Below are 16201 nucleotides of genomic sequence, written 5' to 3'. Positions count from 1 at the left end.
GGGCGAGCCCCCGCCGGGCCCCTCGGGAACGCCGAAGGGGCCGCCCGCACCACGGATGGCAGGCGGCCCCTTCGCGGGTGACCGGAGGTCAGGAGGCCTTGGCCTCGGTCTTCTTCGGTTCCTGCTGGGCGGCCGCCGGCGCCGGCTTCGCCGCCTCGTAGAACTCGTCGCGCGGCGACTCGATCGCGCCCAGGGACACGACCTCGCGCTTGAGGAACATGCCGAGGGTCCAGTCGGCGAAGACGCGGATCTTGCGGTTCCAGGTCGGCATCGCCATGCCGTGGTAGCCACGGTGCATGTACCAGGCGAGACGGCCCTTGAGCTTGATCTTCATCTTGCCCATGACGATCATCGCCACGCCCTTGTGCAGGCCGAGGCCCGCCACCGCGCCCTTGTTGGCGTGGCTGTACTCCTTCTGCGGGAAGCCCCGCATGCCGGAGACCACGTTGTCGCCGAGGACCTTGGCCTGGCGCAGCGCGTGCTGGGCGTTCGGCGGGCACCAGGCGTTCTCGTTGCCGGCCTTGCGGCCCACGAGGTCCGGGACCTGGGCGTTGTCGCCCGCGGCCCAGATGTAGTCGGTGCCCTTGACCTGGAGGGTCGGCTCGGTGTCGACGTGGCCGCGCGGCCCCAGCGGCAGGCCGAAGCGGGACAGCGCCGGGTTCGGCTTGACGCCCGCCGTCCACACGATCGTGCTGGAGTCGACCTCGAGGCCGTTCTTCAGCACCACGTGGCCGTCGACGCAGGAGTCCATCGACGTGGACAGGTAGACCTCGACGCCGCGGCTCTCGAGGTGCTTCCTGCCGTACGCGCCGAGCTTGGGCCCGACCTCGGGGAGGATCTTGTCGGCGGCGTCGACCAGGATGAAGCGCATGTCCTCGCGGGACACCGTCTTGTAGTACTTGGCCGCGTCCCGGGCCATGTCCTCGACCTCGCCGATCGTCTCCGCGCCGGCGAAGCCGCCACCGATGAAGACGAAGGTGAGCGCCTTGCGCCGGATCTCCTCGTCCGTGGTGGAGTCGGCCTTGTCGAGCTGCTCGAGGACGTGGTTGCGCAGGCCGATGGCCTCCTCGACGCCCTTCATGCCGATGCCCTGTTCGGCGAGGCCGGGGATCGGGAAGGTACGGGAGACCGCGCCGAGCGCGATCACCAGGTAGTCGAAGGGCAGCTCGTACGCCTCGCCGACCAGCGGGGCGACCATGGCGACCTTGCGGTCCTGGTCGATGGTGGTGACCCGGCCGGTGAGGACCTCCGCCTTGGGCAGCACGCGTCGCAGCGGGACGACGACGTGTCGCGGGGAGATGTTGCCGGCGGCGGTTTCGGGGAGGAAGGGCTGGTAGGTCATGTACGACCGCGGGTCGACGACGGTGACGGTCGCCTCGCCGTAACGCATCTTCTTCTGGATGCGCCGAGCTGCGTACAGGCCTACGTACCCACCGCCTACTACGAGGATCCTGGGACGCTCCGTGGTGCTCATGCCATCGAGTATCCACCCGCCTCAGGGGGGTACCTCGTGCGCCCCTTCACAAGCTTCGACAGGGCCTGTGTTACCATCCTCGGCTTCTTGATCCAGATCACAGCGCGAAACGGGAACCGAAACCCTGCGCGGCACGTTGTCAATGCCGCGTGAGCTGCCTCTCTGTCCGTCGACAGGGACCGTGAGGCCGATCGGGGCGCCCTCGCGACGATCGCCGGTACACCATCCGCCAGTCTCTTCTGAACGTGTTCAAAGGGGTGTTGAGGGCCCGAATGGGTCAACCGGGTCCGGTTCTCCGCCCCCTCGGGGTCAATTCCTTGTGAAGAACTTCACGAACTTTTCCGGCAGGGCCCCGCCGAGGGGCCCGAAAGACCCCCGGGCGCCGCTCAAACGCCATACCGACTGCTCAGCGGAGTGCCACCGACCAGTGGTGGAGCAGGTCCGGGCCACCGGCCGGGCGATGCCGTCGAGGGCCGCACGCCAAGGTCACCCGGTGGACGCGCAACTCCAGGCGACCTCGTCGAGCATCGCCCACGAACGCGACTCCCGACAGATGCCGCGTGTACACGTGCGCGCGTACACTGACCTCATGAGTGAGAACACCGTGACCGTGCGGGAAGCCCGCGCACACCTCGCCGACCACATCAACCGGGCCGAAGAAGGCGTCCCGACTGTCATCACGCGCAATGGCGCCCCGGTGGCCGCCGTGGTGCCGATCTCGGACTTCGAGGCGTTGGAGGAAGCGGCCGACGTGATGCTGGCGCGCGAGGCCGAAGCGGTGCTGGCCGAGGGAGGCAGCACCGTAACCATGGCGGAACTGCTGGCGGACCTGTTCACCGAGCAGGACGGCGAGGCGGCGTGAAGTACGCCTTCCGGTTCACCACGGCAGCGCAGCGGCAACTCCGGGCCATCAGCCGGCCCGACGCCATGCGCATCCTGACCGCGCTGACCTCACTCGGTGACGACCCGTACCGCCAGGACGCCGACGTCAAGAAGCTCACCGGCCCGTCGGGGCTCTACCGGCTCCGGGTCGGAAACCACCGGATCGCCTACCAGATCAACGATGGTGAACTCGTCATTCTCGTTGTCGAGGTGGGCGACCGGCGGGACGTCTACCGCAACCTGTGACGCCCCACCCGACACCGAGGCCGCTGGGCACCGTCCCTCAACGCACCTCACGCGCCGTGAAGTGAGCGATCCCGTCGAGGATGTCGTGCTCCGAGACCACGACCTCCTCCGCGCCGGTCCGCTCCATGATCGACAGCAGCACCAGGGCCCCGGCGCCGATCACGTCGACCCGGCCCTGATGCATGGAGGGCACCGCCGCGCGCTCGGCGCGGGTGGAGCGCAGCAGCCACTCGGTGATCTCGCGGACGCGGGCGCGCGAGACCCGGGAGTGGTGGATCGCCCCGGAGTCGTACTCGGGGAGGTCCTGGGCGATCGCCGACACGGTCGTGACCGAGCCGGCCAGGCCGACCAGGGTGCGCGCCTCGCGCAGCGGGACCGTCTCCTCGGCGTGGTCGAGGGCGGCCTCGATGTCGGCGCGCATCGCCGCGATCTGCTCCTCGGTCGGCGGGTCCGTGACGGCCCCGTCCCGCACCAGGTGCCGCTCGGTCATCCGTACGCAGCCGACGTCCACGGAGCGGGCGGCGCGGACGTGGTCGTCGCCCACGACGAACTCGGTCGAGCCGCCGCCGATGTCCACGACCAGGAACGGGCGGTGCAGGTCGGTCCGGCCCGTCAGCTCCTTGGTGGCCCCGGTGAAGGAGAACTCGGCCTCCTGGTCGCCGGTGATGACCTCGGGCTCCACGCCCAGGATGTCCAGCACCCCGCGCACGAAGTCGTCGCGGTTGTCGGCGTCGCGGGAGGCGGAGGTGGCGACGAAGCGCAGGTGCTCCGCGCCGTGCTCCTTGACGGCCTCCGCGTACTCGCGGCAGGCGGCGAACGTCCGCTCCAGTGCCTCGGGCGCCAGCCGGCCCGTACGGTCGACGCCCTGGCCGAGCCGCACGATCGTCATCCGCCGGTCCAGGTCGACGAGTTCCCCGGTCCGCGGATCCGCGTCGGCCACCAGGAGCCGGATGGAGTTCGTACCGCAGTCGATGGCGGCGACCCGGGTCACTGGCCGTCCTCCTTCACGGGAAGCGTCACACAGGCGCCCTTGCGCCACCACTGGGGCAGCATCGCCAGCGCCTCGTCGCCCAGCGGGTTGACCCCGGGGCCCGCCGCCAGCGAGTGGGCGACCAGCACGTGCAGGCACTTCACGCGGTCCGGCATGCCGCCCGCGCTGGGGAAGCCCTTGAGCTCCTCGATCTCGTCGCGGCGCCGGACGTAGTCCTCGTGCGCCGCGCGGTACGCGGCCGCCAGCTCGGGGTCGGCGGCCAGCCGCTCCGTCATCTCCTTCATCACGCCGTTGGCCTCCAGCGTCCCGATCGCGGAGTTCGCCTTCGGGCAGGTGAGGTAGTACAGCGTCGGGAAGGGGGTGCCGTCGGGCAGCCTCGGCGCGGTCTCCACGACGTCCGGCTGCCCGCAGGGGCAGCGGTGCGCGATGGCGCGCAGCCCGCGCGGGGGCCGCCCGAGCTGCTGCTTGAAGGCCTCGACGTCCGCGTCGGTGGGCTCGGTGCGCGGGGTCGTGGGCGGGGGCGTTTCCATACGTGTCTTTCTGCGGCTTCCAACAGGGGGTCACTGGTCGGCGGCGTCGGCCTTGTCGACGCCGTCCCAGACGTTCGCGTACCAGGGGCGGTCGGCGGCTTCGAGGTCCGTGCGGGACTGTTTCGCCGCACCCGGGTCGATGACGATGTAGCCGGTCTCGCCGGGCATGACGTAGTGCAGCCGCCGACGGATCTCCTGCTCGGCGTAGGCGTCGTCCTGCCAGCGGGCCTTCAGGTCGCGCAGTCGTTCGACCCGTCGGCGGGTCTCGTCCTGCTCCTGCTGGAGGTCGGCGATGTCCGCGCGCTGGGAGACGTACTGCCGCATGGGGTAGGCGAGGGCGACGATCAGGGAGCAGACCACCAGGGCGAGCAGCGCCGCCCGTCCGGTCAACCGGGAGCGGCGGGCCTGACGCCTGGTCTGCGAGCGGTAGACCCGGGCCGCGGTCTGCTCACCGATCAGCCGGATCCTGGTCGCGGTGGAGAAACGGTCCCGGTCCCTGACCGCCATGTTCCGCCTCCGGTTCGCCTTCATACGTGCGTACGTCCCCGCACACGGTACGGGACCGGGTACGGGGACGTACGTACGACGCCGCCTGCAGGGGCGGCGCTCAGCCCTTGAAGCGCGGGAACGCGCTGCGGCCGGCGTACACCGCGGCGTCGTCGAGGATCTCCTCGATGCGCAGCAGCTGGTTGTACTTGGCGACGCGCTCGGAGCGGGCCGGGGCACCGGTCTTGATCTGGCCGCAGTTGGTGGCGACGGCCAGGTCGGCGATGGTGACGTCCTCGGTCTCGCCGGAGCGGTGGGACATCATGCACTTGAAGCCGTTGCGCTGGGCCAGCTCGACGGCGTCCAGGGTCTCGGTCAGCGAGCCGATCTGGTTGACCTTGACCAGCAGGGCGTTGGCGGCGCCCTCCTCGATGCCGCGGGCGAGGCGCTCGGGGTTGGTGACGAACAGGTCGTCGCCGACGAGCTGGACCTTGTCACCGAGCTTGGCGGTGATGGTCTTCCAGCCCTCCCAGTCGTCCTCGAACAGCGGGTCCTCGATGGAGACGAGCGGGTACGCGTCGACGAGCTCGGCGTAGTACTCGGTCATCTCGGCGGCGGAGCGCTCCTTGCCCTCGAAGGCGTAGGAGCCGTCCTTGTAGAACTCGGACGCGGCGACGTCGAGCGCCAGGGCGATCTGCTCGCCCGGGGTGTAGCCGGCCTCCTTGATGGCCTCGAGGATGAGGTCGAGGGCCTCGCGGTTGGAACCGAGGTTCGGGGCGAAGCCGCCCTCGTCGCCGAGGCCGGTGGCCAGGCCCTTGCTCTTCAGGACCTTCTTCAGGGTGTGGTAGACCTCGGCGCCCCAGCGCAGGGCCTCGGAGAAGGACTCCGCGCCGATCGGGGCGATCATGAACTCCTGGATGTCCACGTTGGAGTCGGCGTGCGAGCCGCCGTTCAGGATGTTCATCATCGGCACCGGCAGCAGGTGCGCGTTGGGGCCGCCCAGGTAGCGGAAGAGCGGGAGGTCGCTGGCCTCGGAGGCGGCGTGGGCGACGGCGAGCGAGACGCCGAGGATGGCGTTGGCGCCGAGGGAGCCCTTGTTGTCGGTGGCGTCCAGGTCGAACATCGCCTGGTCGATCAGGCGCTGCTCGGTGGCGTCGTAGCCGACGAGCTCCGGGCCGATCTGCTCGATGACGGCCAGGACCGCCTTCTCGACGCCCTTGCCCAGGTAACGGCCTGCATCGCCGTCACGGAGTTCGACGGCCTCGAAGGCGCCGGTGGAGGCGCCGGACGGGACGGCGGCACGACCCGTGCTGCCGTCGTCGAGGCCGACCTCGACCTCGACCGTGGGGTTGCCTCGGGAGTCCAGGATTTCCCGGGCTACGACGACGTCGATGGACGGCACGAGCATCTCCTTCTTGGATGTGACGCGGGTGAGCAGGACCCCGAAGGGTCTTGCGAGACCGAGCCTAACCGGCTCCGGGCGATCGGCCATCCGGCCGCCCGTCCCGTGGACAGAACCGAGAGTAAATTGTTTCCGAACGAAACAAAGCCGTTCCCGGAAACCCGGCCGTGAAAAACCCCGCCCCGGCGCGTACGGGGGAAGACGCACCGGGGCGGGAGCAGGGGGCGGCCGCTTACTTCAGGTGCAGCTGCTGGCCCGGGTAGATGAGGTCGGCGTCGTCGACGATGTCGTCGTTCAGCTCGAACAGCTGGGCCCAGCCGCCCGCGACGTCGTGCTCGGCGGCGATGGAGCTGAGGGTGTCGCCCTTGACGACCTTGTACTCGCCGTCGCCCTTCTCGACCTTCTCGCCGGTCGGGGTGGTGACGGTCTTCTCCTTGGCCTTCTGCTCGGTCTTCTGCTCGGTCTTCTGCTCGGCGGCCGGACGCTCGGCGGAGCGGGAGGCCTTCTGCCCGCTCTCACGCGTGCCGGTGGAACCGGTGCCCTGCGAGGAGCCGGCCGAGGAGCCGTTCGAGGAGGAGCCGGTGTAGGCGGCACCGGACAGGCTCTTGCCACAGACCGGCCAGGCGCCCTTGCCCTGGCCCGCGAGGACCTTCTCGGCTATCTCGATCTGCTGCGCCTTGCTGGCCCGGTCGGCGGTGGAGGCGTACTGCGTGCCGCCGTACGCGGCCCAGGTGGAGGCGGAGAACTGCAGGCCGCCGTAGTAACCGTTGCCGGTGTTGATGGACCAGTTGCCGCCGGACTCGCACTGGGCGACGGCGTCCCACTCGGAGGCGGTGGCGGCGGAGGCGCTGCCGGCCGCCATCAGCGGGGCGGCGACGGCGGCGGAGGCGACACCGGCGACGGCGATCGCGCGGGTGGCCTTGGACGGACGACGGTGCTTGCCCTTGCCGGAAAACAGCATGGTTGGATCCCCTCACCGACGCCTACGAGGTGAGCTGTCGGGTTCGGGCCGGTTGAGTTGCCCGGCCGCGTCCCTCACGGGAGGCGGCTCCACCCCAAGCCCGATCCGGTGTCAATCACCGGAAGGGGCGCTTACCTTGGGTCCCCCGCTCCTGCCTGCGGCGCATGACGCGACGACTGTTCCCGTGCTGCCGCTGGCAGGATTCGGCGTGGCGGCAGCCGGGGCCCGCGATGGCGAGCGATCACGACCGTAGGCACGCGATCCGCGGAATTTCAAAGACGATCAGGGCTTCTGAGACCTATCTCTCACAGCCTTCAAAGCGGACATTGGCCGCGAATCGTGACGTCAACTGTCGTCGGAGTTACACCCTTTCGGGCGTCACTTTCCGCCCGGTTCGATCCCGACCTCAAGCTCCTGCCCCGGCAGGATGAGGTCCGGGTCGGCACCGACGACCTGCTCGTTCTCCGCGTAGAGCGACCGCCATCCGCCGTCGAGCTCGAGGGAGCCGGCGATGGACGAGAGGCTGTCGCCGGTGCGCACGGTGTACGAGCCGTCGGCTGCGTCGCGCGGGGCGTCGGCACCGCGCGAGGCGTGCCGTCCGGACGAGTCCGCCGCACGGTCCTCCGCCTCGCCCTCCTCGGCACTGATGCCACGATGACGGCCGCCGCTCGCGTCCTCGGTGCCGGTGAGTTCGGAGGAGCCGGTGTTCTGGCCGGACGTGGCCGACTCGTCGCTCCTGGGAGTGGCCGAGGCGGAGGGGGAGGCGCCGGATCCGTCGTCGGAGCCGGTGTCCGATTCCTTCCCCGAGCCGGCCGAGCCGTCGGACTTCGCCGATCCACCGGTCGCACCCTCGCCGTCCTCCGGCTCCTCGGCGCCGGACGTGGCCGACGGCGAGGGCGAAGCGGCCGGATCAGCGGAGTCCGCCGATCCGGACGGGTCCGTGGAGCCGGACGAGCCCGTGAGGCCGGAGGAGCCGGACGAGTCCTCCGCCACACCCGTGTCGATGTCGGCCGGCGCCGAGTCCTGCTCGAGGCCCGCCGTCGGTCCGCAGGTGTGCCAGGCGCCGACCCCCCGGTCGGCGAGGATCCTCTCGGCCACGGCGATCTGCTGACCGCGGCTGGCCTGGTCGGGGCTGGCCGCGTAGTCCAGGCCGCCGTAGCCCTCCCAGTCGTCCTGGGTCAACTGCAGGCCGCCGTAATAGCCGTTGCCGGTGTTCTGGCTCCAGGAGCCACCGCTTTCGCATTCGGCGACCCGGTCCCAGGTCGTGCCGTCGGCCGCGCTGGCGCCGCCGGCCCCGAGGAGCGGGATCGCGATGGCGGAGCCGGTCACTCCGGCCGCGACGAGGAGAGCCGGAGCCTGGCGGGGGCGACGGTGCCGACCGTTCCCGGAGAGCATGCGGAGACCTTTCGCAGAACAGCAACGACAGGTGCGGTGAGTGAAGCCCTGGGCACCGCACTTGATGGGTGAACGTATCGGCAGACGATCACTTGTCACAAGTTCATGCCGCGCAGATCACGTGAAGATCACAGAGCTGAGGGCGTGTCATGTTTACGCTGGCCCACTCCGGGTCACTGCGGACGGCGGTCCGGTCCTTCACCTCCGCGGAGGAGTGAAGTCCACCGGGAGCGTGCGCAGTCCGCGCATGATGAGCCCGCCCCGCCAGCGGAGTTCGGCCGGCTCCACCGCGAGCCGCAGGTCCGGCAGACGCGTCAGCAGGGTGGCGAGCGCGGTCCGGCCCTCCAACCGGGCCAGCGGGGCCCCCAGGCAGTAGTGGATGCCGTGGCCGTACCCCAGATGCTGGTTGTCGCGCCGGCCGAGGTCGAGCACGTCCGGGTCGCCGAACCGCTCCGGGTCCCGGTCCGCGGCGGCGAGCACGACGAGAACGGGGTCGCCGGCCGCGATGCGCTGCCCTCCGATGGTGACCGGCTCGGTGGCGAACCGCCAGGTGGCGAGCTCCACGGGACCGTCGTACCGCAGGAGCTCCTCGACACCGGTCTCCAGCAGCCCGTGTTCCCCGGCGGCGAGGGAGCGCTGCAGGCGGTCGCGCTGTCCGGGGTGGGTGAGCAGGGCGTAGGTGCCGTTGCCGATCAGGTTGACGGTGGTCTCGAAACCGGCGAACAGCAGGATGAACGCCATGGCGGCGGCCTCGTTCTCGGTGAGGTGCTCACCGTGGTCGGAGGCGCGGATGAGGCCGGAGATGAGGTCCTCGCCGGGGGCGGCTTCGGCGGGGAGCGCCTCGCGCTTGCGGTGGATCAGCTCGGCGAGGTAGCCGCGCATCTTCTTCACGGACCGGGCGACCCCGCCGCGCGGCCCCCCGCCGTGGCGGATCATCATGCCCGCCCAGTCCCGGAAGTCGTCCTGGTCCTCGCGCGGGACGCCGAGCAGGTCGCAGATGGCGTAGATGGGGAGGGGGAAGGCGAACTCGTGGATGAGGTCGGCGGAGCCGCTGTCCGCGAACCGGTCGATGAGCCCGTCGGTGAGCTCCTGCACGCGGGGCGCGAACTCGGCGACCCGGCGCGGGGTGAACGCCTTGCTGACCAGCCGGCGCAGCCGGGTGTGGTCCGGCGGGTCGATGTTCAGCAGATGCGTCATCAGCTCCGCCTGGCGCTCCCCGGGGATACCGGTCCTGCCCTTGGCGTGCGCGGGCTCGTCGTGGTGCGCGGGGTTCTTGGACAGCCGGCTGTCGGCGAGGGCCTGCTTGGCGTCGGCGTACCGCGTGACCAGCCACGCCTCCACCCCGCTCGGCAGCCGGGTGCGGTGCACGGGGGCGTGCTCGCGCAGCCATGCGTAGGCGGGATAGGGATCGGCGGCGAACTCCCAGGTGAACAACTCGGGAGCGAGGGGCTGGTCGTGCATGCGGCGACCCTAACGGGCGGGGCGACGGGGCGGCGCGGGAGAGCCCGGTGGCCGGGGTCTCCGGCGGGTGCGGGCACGGGTGCGGGCGCGGGTGCTCGTTCGCGCACCTCCCCGCGCTCCCTCGGGGGCGCGGGCCGGGGACGGGCGGGAAGGGGATGATCCTCCCGCGCCGCACCCGCGCCTCAGTTCCCGCCCTGCCCCTCCGCGGCCCGTATCGCGTCGCGGTACACCCGCGCGGCCGCCCGCAACGCCGCCTCCGGATCGACCCCCACGGCCTCCGCCCGCACCGCCAGCCCCAGCAGCTCGTAACCGACCCCCTGCCCCGTCGGCACCGGCACGTCCAGCCCCGCGGTCCGCGCCCGCGACCCCAGCTTCGCCGCCAGCGCCAGTCCGGGCTGCCCGAGCGGCACCCCCTCCGTCACCGAGCTGCGCCGCTTCTCCTCCGCCTTCGTCCGCAGCCAGTGCGCCTTGACGTCCTCCGGCGTGTCCGCCGTCTCCTCGCCGAAGACGTGCGGGTGCCGGTGGATCAGCTTGGCCACGATGCCCCCCGCCACGTCGTCGACGGAGAACGGCTCCTCCGGGTGCTCCTCGGCGATCCGGGCGTGGAAGACGACCTGGAGCAGCACGTCCCCCAGCTCCTCGCGCAGCTCGTCCCGGTCGCCCTCCTCGATGGCCTCGACGAGCTCGTACGCCTCCTCGATGCCGTACTTCGCCAGACCCTCGTGGGTCTGCCGGGACGACCACGGGCACTCCGCGCGGATGCGGTCCATGACCTGCACGAGGTCGAGCAGCCGGGCGCCCGGCAGGTCGTAGGAGGCGGGCAGCAGCTCCAGTTCGGGCATCCGGACCCGGCCGGTCCCGGCCAGCCGCGCCAGCCCGTCGGTCAGCGCGGGCTCGCCCTCCCCCGTCGCCACGACCACCACCGTCCGCCCGCCCGCGCAGGCGTCGACGATCTCCTCGGCGGTCGGTGACGCCTCCTCGACCGGTACCCCGGCCTCCCGCAGATACGGCAGCTGCGGGTGGGCGCCGTCCGCGCACAGCACCCGGTCGGCCGCGTGCAGGGCCTGCCAGGCCGGCCAGGACAGCAGGCCGGGCGCGACACGGTGGCTGGTGGTGAGCAGGACGGCACGGCCGGGGACGGCCTCGGAGCTCGGGGCGGGGCTGTTTGCGTTCACGCCTCGAAACTAACCCACCCGGCCGGCACCCCCGGGCCGTCCACCGGCCGGTCGTCCACGGGCGGCCGGTCAGGGCGTCTGCGGTGCCCCGGCCGCCGTGACGTCCCGCACCCACGGCGTCCCGGCGTCGACCCGGCTGCTCTTCTCCGCGTCCCAGTCGCCGTAGCGCGGGTTGAGGTCGACGTCGAGCTCCTTGCTCGCCTCGGACAGCGCCCGCCAGAACTCGGGCCGGCCGGTGTCGGTGCCGAGCCGCTGGGCGAGCTTCTGGGCCTGGGCCTGGAGGCGGAGGTTGGCGTCGAGGCGCTGCGGCGGGATGCCGTACTGCTGCAGCCAGGCCGCCTCCAGCGCCTCGGCGCCGCCGGCCTGCTGCTCCAGTCCGGTCCGCATCCGCTGGACCTCGCGGTCCGTGACCGTCACGCCGGCGTCCCGCGCGGCACGCTCCAGGACCCGGTCCAGGACCATGCTGTGCAGGGTGTCGCGGGTGAGGCTGCCGGTCCGGGCGATGGCCTGCTGGTACTGCGCGTCGTCCGGTACGGCCGCCCGCTGGGCCGCGCGGACCTCGTCGACCCGGTTCTCCAGCTGCGACACGGTGATCCGCTCGCCGCCGACGACGGCCGCCGCACCGGGGTGCGCGTCGTTCCCGCAGGCGGTGAGCAGGGGCGCCGCCGCGGCGATCGCGGCGGTGAGGAGGAGCGCGGTGCGACGGCGGCGGTGCAAGGAGACCTCCTGAGGAGAGCTTGTGCGGCGGTGCACAAAGTCTTGCGGTGATCGATGGTAGGCATCGGCCAAGCTCTGGCCAACCCATTCGACCAACGATTCACCAAGACGTCGGGCACCGCCGCGCTGCGCCGGCCGGAGCGTGCGGGCGCGGGCCGGCGGACTAGCGGGACTGCTCGTCCGCCGGTGCGGGGAGTTCGTGGGCGGTGAAGACGGGTGCCGGCGGAACCGTGGCCGCGGCGGTGCGGGCTGCGGCGAAGGCGGTGAGGGCGCTGGAGGTCGCGTAGAGGCGGGTCTGGTTGGTGCCGGTGCGGTAGGAGAAGGCCCAGGTGGGGCCGGAGGCGTTGGTGTAGGTGAAGGCGGTGGGGTCGGTGGCCGCCGCTTCGGAGGTCTCCTGCTTCCAGGTGCGCCAGGTGCCGGAGCCCTGGGTCCGTTCGCCGGTGTTGTAGAGGAAGCCGTCGTCGGCGCGGGCCATGATCTCGGTGATGCCGGTGAGGGGGCTGATGACGACGGAGGGGCTGCCGGCGAAGGTCCTGTCGCCGACCTGGGACCAGGTGTCGGGGAAGGCGCCGCCCTCGGCGGTCTGGCCCATGGTGACGATGTGCCCGTCGGCGTCACGGGCGAAGACGGCGAGCCGGTAACCCGGGTAGACCACGACCGCCGGCGTGCCGGTGAAGCCCGTGCCGGCGAGGTTGGTCCAGGCCGAGAGGGTGCCGTCGCTGAAGTGGGCGGTGGTCACCGTGCCGGACGCGTTGACGCCGAACAGCTGGATGCCGTCGCGCACCGTGACGGCGGTCAGCGGCCGGGTGTGGCTGCCGCCGCTCAGCGGCAGCCAGCTCATGAAGTAGCCGTTGGCCTCCTGTTCGGCGCGGTACCAGGGCCTTCCGTCCGCGTCGACGGAGAACTGGACCAGACGGCCGTCGGGCAGCTTCGCGGTGGTGGCGTGCTGGGCCATCGCACCGGCCAGGTCGACCCAGTTCGACCAGTCGGCGCTGGACCGGGCGGCCTGGTCGCGCGTCCAGATGTCGCCGTTCAGGTTGTGGGCGGTCAGCGCCACGCGGCCGTCGGGGTGCTCGGCGAGCGAGGGCCGGCCGGTGAACCCCTCCTGGTCGTCGACGACGGTCCACTGGACGCTGTTGAAGTCGGAGGGGTCGGACTGGCGTCCGTGCACGAGCCGGCCGATGCCGTCCGTGTAGGCGTACTCCACGGTGCCTGCGGACGCCTGCAGGATGCTGGTGGTGCTGTGGGGTTCCACCTCGATCTGCGGGGACGGCGGGGTGTGGTCGGTGGTGACGCGGCAGGTGTCGGGGGCGGCGGTCACGTTGCGGTAGCCGGCCCAGCGGCCGGAGCCGACGACCTTGGCCGCGACGGCCCAGGTGTCGGTGTCCTCGTCGTAGCGGTAGTAGCGCAGGTTGCCGTCCGGCATCACGCGCAGCAGGGTGTCGCCGCCGAGCGACGCCAGGTCGCCCTCGGTGTCCCAGCCGGAGTAGCTCACCCGTACGTGACGCTCGATCCAGCGCTGGCTGGTGAAGTCGTAGCGGGAGCGGTAGAGGGACCCGGTCGCGGCCTCCCGGCCGTAGATCACCCCCGCGTCACCGGCGACGATCGCGTCGTAGCGGCTCCAGGCCGCGTCCACGATCTTGTCCCCGCCGGGGTACCAGGAGCCGGTGTCCGCGTAGTACTTGTGCCAGCGCAGGGCGCCGTTCCCGTCGAGCCGCCAGATGTGGCCGGCGCGGTCGACGGTTATCTTGTCGCGGTTCGCGGCCTGCTGGTACTGGCCGAAGTTGTTGCTGATCTTCTTGTGGCGGATGTCCCAGGTGCCGGAGCCGGTGCGCCGGCTCAGGTAGAGGCCGTCGGACTTGACCCCGTACAGCTCCTGGTCCGGGCCGGCCATGACCTGGCCGTAGCCGGACCAGCCGGTGTCGATCGTGCTCGGCGACGGCATCGTGCCGCCGGTGAGCGGGGTGGGCATGGACTGACGCAGCAGGTTCCCGGCCGTGTCGACGGCGTACGTCGGTCCCGTACTGGCGCAGGTGACGGCTGCTGCTGCGGTCCCGGTGGCCTGGGCGGCCTGGGCCGTGCTCGGGGCGAGCGCCACGACGGGCAGCGCGGCGGCGGCGGCCAGAACAGCGACCAAGCGGTGGCCGGGGCCTCTTCGCGTCGCGTCTCTCATCGATGTCCTTCCCTCACGGAGCCGATGTTCTTGATCACAGGACGTTAGGCAACGGACGGTGAACGAGGCAGTGTCGGGTGAGGGAACAACGCGTTCCTTCCTGTGTGAATCCGCTGAATGGTCGGTGAAATCACTGACAGCGGCGTCAGGCCGGCACCAGCTCGCACCACACCAACTTGCCCCTGTTGCCGCCCTCGGCCAGAGGCCGCCAGCCCCACACATCCGCGCAGGCCCGCACCAGGACCAACCCGCGACCGTCCTCCTGCTCGTCGACTCCCGCTCCGGCCTCCGGAGGAGGCGCGGGCGGCTCGGGATCGGTGTCCCACGCCGCGATCCGCAGCACTTCGCCCGACCAGCGCACCCGGAGGGCGGCGGGCCCCCTGGTGTGCCGTACGGCGTTGGAGACCAGCTCCGCCGCGAGCAGTTCGGCGGTGTCGACGAGGCGGATCAGTCCGTGGACGGTCAGGATCAGGCGGAGGGGAGGTGCAGGGCACACACGCTCGGTTTCCGGGGCCACTTCTCCACCAAGTCCCGCCGCTACTCCACCACCCTCGGCGCGCTGCGCGCCGCCCGCCGCGCCTGGCGCACCGAACAGGCCCGCTCCCACGCCGGTCTGCCCGAGCGCGACCCGGACACCACCCTCGTCGTCGGCCACTGGACCTACCTCGGCTCGGGCTATAGCCCCGGCGCCGCGCTCCTGGCTGCCGCCGTCTGGCATCGCAGGGAGCTGGAACGCCGGTTCATCGCCGAAGGGGGCTGCTGATGACCTCGCCACCGCCCACCGTCCTCCACCCGGAGACAGAGCCAGCGCTGGACCTGCTGACGGTGCCCCAAGTCATGGCCCGCCTCCAGCTCGGCCGTTCTGCCGTCTACGACCTGCTCCGCACCCGGCAGCTCGCCTCGATCACCCTCGGCCGCGCCCGCCGTATCCCCGCCCACGCCCTTACCGACTTCATCCGCACACGCCTCGACCAGGAAGCCGCCGCCTGATGACTGCTCCCCGCGACACCCCCGCCTCCCGCCGCAGCCGTGCCAACGGTGACGGCACCGTCTACCAGCGCAAGGACGGCCGCTGGGAAGCCGCCGGATACGTCCTCGCCCCCGGCAACACCCGTAAACGCGTCCGTGTCTACGGCACCACCCGCAAAGACGCGCTGGCCAAGCTCACCGAGAAGATCGCCGCCAGCAACCGCGGCCTCCCCGTCCCCTCCACGCAGGGCAGCGTGGCCGCGTACCTGACGTACTGGCTGGAGAACGTCGCCGTCCACCACCTCCGCGAGAACACTCACACCCGCTACACCACCTGCGTCCACCGCTACCTCGTCCCCGGCCTTGGCAAGAAGAAGCTCGCCAAGCTCACCGCCAAGGACGTCCGCACCTGGCTCAACAAGCTCCGCACCACCTGCCAGTGCTGCACCCGCGGCATCGACGCCCGGCGCGACCAGCCCCGCTGCTGCGCCGCCGGCCAGTGCTGCCACAAGCTGCTCTCCCCGCTGACGCTCACCTACATCCACTCCGTACTCAAATCCGCCCTGGAGCACGCCGTCCGCGAGGAAGAGATCCCGCGCAACGTCGCCCGCAACGTCCGCACCGGCACCCCACGGCCCCGACGCTTCGAACCGCTCACCGCCGACGAAGCCCGTCAATTCCTCACCGCAGCGCAAGGTCACCGGCTGCACGCGCTGTTCGAACTCGCACTCCACACCGGACTCCGCAAAGGCAAACTCCTCGGCCTCCGCTGGGAAGACCTCAACCTCGACGCGGGCACCGCCGCAATCCGCCGAACCTTGCAGCGCACCAGCGCAGGCGGGCTCACCACGCTGCCCACCAAAACGCGGGCCTCCGAACGCCGCATCGCACTCCCCACCCGCTGCGTCCAGTCGCTGAAGCTCCACCACGAGCAGCAGAAGCCCGAACGTGAGGCCGTAGGCACCAGATGGCAGCACGACGGACACGTGTTCACCACCGCGCAGGGCCGACCGATCGACCCGACCAACCTCACCCGCGCCTTCATCACGCTCCTCCGCAAGGCCGACCTCCGCCGCATCCGATTCCACGACCTTCGCCACACCACCGCCACCCTGCTTCTGGAACAAGGCGTCGAACTTGTCGTCATTAAGGAGCTGTTGGGCCACGCCCACATCGGCGTCACCGCCACCGTCTACGCCCACGTACGCCTCCGCCTCCAACGCGAAGCCATGACCGCCCTCGGAAACGCCCTCAGCCACTCCTGACCCACACACGGCAACGGCGGCGAACACTGTGGTGTCCGCCGCCGTTGCCGTCAACTACTGCCGTCACAGCGCCC

The 16201-nt window shown here is 71.2% G+C and carries 16 protein-coding genes, 1 pseudogene and 1 riboswitch; of the genes and pseudogenes, 5 read left to right on the top strand and 12 right to left on the bottom strand.

What is annotated here, in order from left to right:
• Positions 1-88: 88 nt before the first annotated feature.
• On the bottom strand, positions 89-1474 hold the full coding sequence (locus tag KYY02_RS23770; RefSeq protein WP_371241109.1) for an NAD(P)/FAD-dependent oxidoreductase: 1386 nt from the start codon (positions 1472-1474) through the stop codon (positions 89-91).
• A 589-nt stretch (positions 1475-2063) separates the two neighbouring features.
• Between KYY02_RS23770 and KYY02_RS23765 the strand changes: the two genes are divergently transcribed.
• The gene (locus KYY02_RS23765) at positions 2064-2336 is read left to right on the top strand and encodes a type II toxin-antitoxin system Phd/YefM family antitoxin (protein WP_371241107.1); all 273 of its coding nucleotides are present in this window, start codon (positions 2064-2066) and stop codon (positions 2334-2336) included.
• On the top strand, positions 2333-2602 hold the full coding sequence (locus tag KYY02_RS23760; protein WP_371241105.1) for a type II toxin-antitoxin system RelE family toxin: 270 nt from the start codon (positions 2333-2335) through the stop codon (positions 2600-2602). Before KYY02_RS23765 ends, KYY02_RS23760 begins: the two co-directional genes overlap by 4 nt.
• 37 nt (positions 2603-2639) lie before the next feature.
• Here KYY02_RS23760 and KYY02_RS23755 read toward each other — a convergent pair whose 3' ends face one another.
• From KYY02_RS23755 to KYY02_RS23705, 11 genes are all read right to left on the bottom strand, one after another.
• Positions 2640-3593 carry a Ppx/GppA phosphatase family protein gene (locus tag KYY02_RS23755; RefSeq protein ID WP_371241103.1) on the bottom strand — a complete coding sequence of 318 codons (954 nt, stop codon included), beginning with the start codon at positions 3591-3593 and terminating at the stop codon, positions 2640-2642.
• A complete protein-coding gene (locus KYY02_RS23750) occupies positions 3590-4123 on the bottom strand; it encodes a DUF501 domain-containing protein (protein ID WP_371241101.1) in 534 nt (177 codons plus the stop codon). The genes KYY02_RS23755 and KYY02_RS23750 overlap by 4 nt, the downstream gene beginning before the upstream one ends.
• Before the next feature lie 30 nt (positions 4124-4153).
• On the bottom strand, positions 4154-4630 hold the full coding sequence (locus KYY02_RS23745) for an FtsB family cell division protein (protein ID WP_371241100.1): 477 nt from the start codon (positions 4628-4630) through the stop codon (positions 4154-4156).
• A gap of 100 nt (positions 4631-4730) precedes the next feature.
• Positions 4731-6011, bottom strand: a complete 1281-nt coding sequence (gene eno, locus KYY02_RS23740; RefSeq protein ID WP_371241098.1) for a phosphopyruvate hydratase — start codon at positions 6009-6011, stop codon at positions 4731-4733.
• A gap of 232 nt (positions 6012-6243) precedes the next feature.
• Positions 6244-6972 carry a transglycosylase family protein gene (locus KYY02_RS23735; RefSeq protein WP_371241096.1) on the bottom strand — a complete coding sequence of 243 codons (729 nt, stop codon included), beginning with the start codon at positions 6970-6972 and terminating at the stop codon, positions 6244-6246.
• 4 nt (positions 6973-6976) lie between these two features.
• Positions 6977-7145, bottom strand: a riboswitch (cyclic di-AMP (ydaO/yuaA leader).
• Positions 7146-7350: 205 nt separating this feature from the next.
• Entirely contained in the window at positions 7351-8367 is a 1017-nt protein-coding gene (locus KYY02_RS23730; protein WP_371241094.1) for a transglycosylase family protein, read from the bottom strand.
• 198 nt (positions 8368-8565) lie between these two features.
• Entirely contained in the window at positions 8566-9828 is a 1263-nt protein-coding gene (locus tag KYY02_RS23725) for a cytochrome P450 family protein (protein WP_371241092.1), read from the bottom strand.
• 182 nt (positions 9829-10010) lie between these two features.
• Positions 10011-11003 carry a nucleoside triphosphate pyrophosphohydrolase gene (locus KYY02_RS23720; RefSeq protein WP_371241090.1) on the bottom strand — a complete coding sequence of 331 codons (993 nt, stop codon included), beginning with the start codon at positions 11001-11003 and terminating at the stop codon, positions 10011-10013.
• Positions 11004-11072: 69 nt separating this feature from the next.
• Positions 11073-11720, bottom strand: a complete 648-nt coding sequence (locus tag KYY02_RS23715) for a SurA N-terminal domain-containing protein (protein ID WP_371241088.1) — start codon at positions 11718-11720, stop codon at positions 11073-11075.
• A 163-nt stretch (positions 11721-11883) separates the two neighbouring features.
• Positions 11884-13857: a tachylectin-related carbohydrate-binding protein gene (locus KYY02_RS23710; protein ID WP_371241086.1), complete on the bottom strand. Its 1974-nt coding sequence runs from the start codon at positions 13855-13857 to the stop codon at positions 11884-11886.
• A 181-nt stretch (positions 13858-14038) separates the two neighbouring features.
• Positions 14039-14389, bottom strand: coding sequence for an ATP-binding protein (locus KYY02_RS23705; protein ID WP_371241084.1), 351 nt, complete (start codon positions 14387-14389; stop codon positions 14039-14041).
• On the opposite strand from KYY02_RS23705, the pseudogene KYY02_RS23700 reads away from it, so the two are divergent.
• From KYY02_RS23700 to KYY02_RS23690, 3 genes and pseudogenes are all read left to right on the top strand, one after another.
• Positions 14384-14656 (top strand): annotated as a pseudogene (locus KYY02_RS23700) (replication initiator); the annotation flags it as partial. The gene KYY02_RS23705 and the pseudogene KYY02_RS23700 sit on opposite strands and share 6 nt — an antisense overlap.
• Positions 14656-14883 (top strand): helix-turn-helix domain-containing protein, encoded by a 228-nt coding sequence (locus tag KYY02_RS23695; protein WP_371241082.1) that lies wholly within the window; start codon positions 14656-14658, stop codon positions 14881-14883. The pseudogene KYY02_RS23700 and the gene KYY02_RS23695, both read left to right, overlap by 1 nt.
• Positions 14883-16127 carry a tyrosine-type recombinase/integrase gene (locus KYY02_RS23690; protein ID WP_371241080.1) on the top strand — a complete coding sequence of 415 codons (1245 nt, stop codon included), beginning with the start codon at positions 14883-14885 and terminating at the stop codon, positions 16125-16127. Before KYY02_RS23695 ends, KYY02_RS23690 begins: the two co-directional genes overlap by 1 nt.
• The last annotated feature ends 74 nt before the right edge of the window (positions 16128-16201 follow it).

It is taken from the genome of Streptomyces pimonensis (assembly GCF_041380215.1).
Classification (GTDB): domain Bacteria; phylum Actinomycetota; class Actinomycetes; order Streptomycetales; family Streptomycetaceae; genus Streptomyces; species Streptomyces pimonensis.
This window is presented reverse-complemented; position numbering and strand designations above follow the sequence as displayed.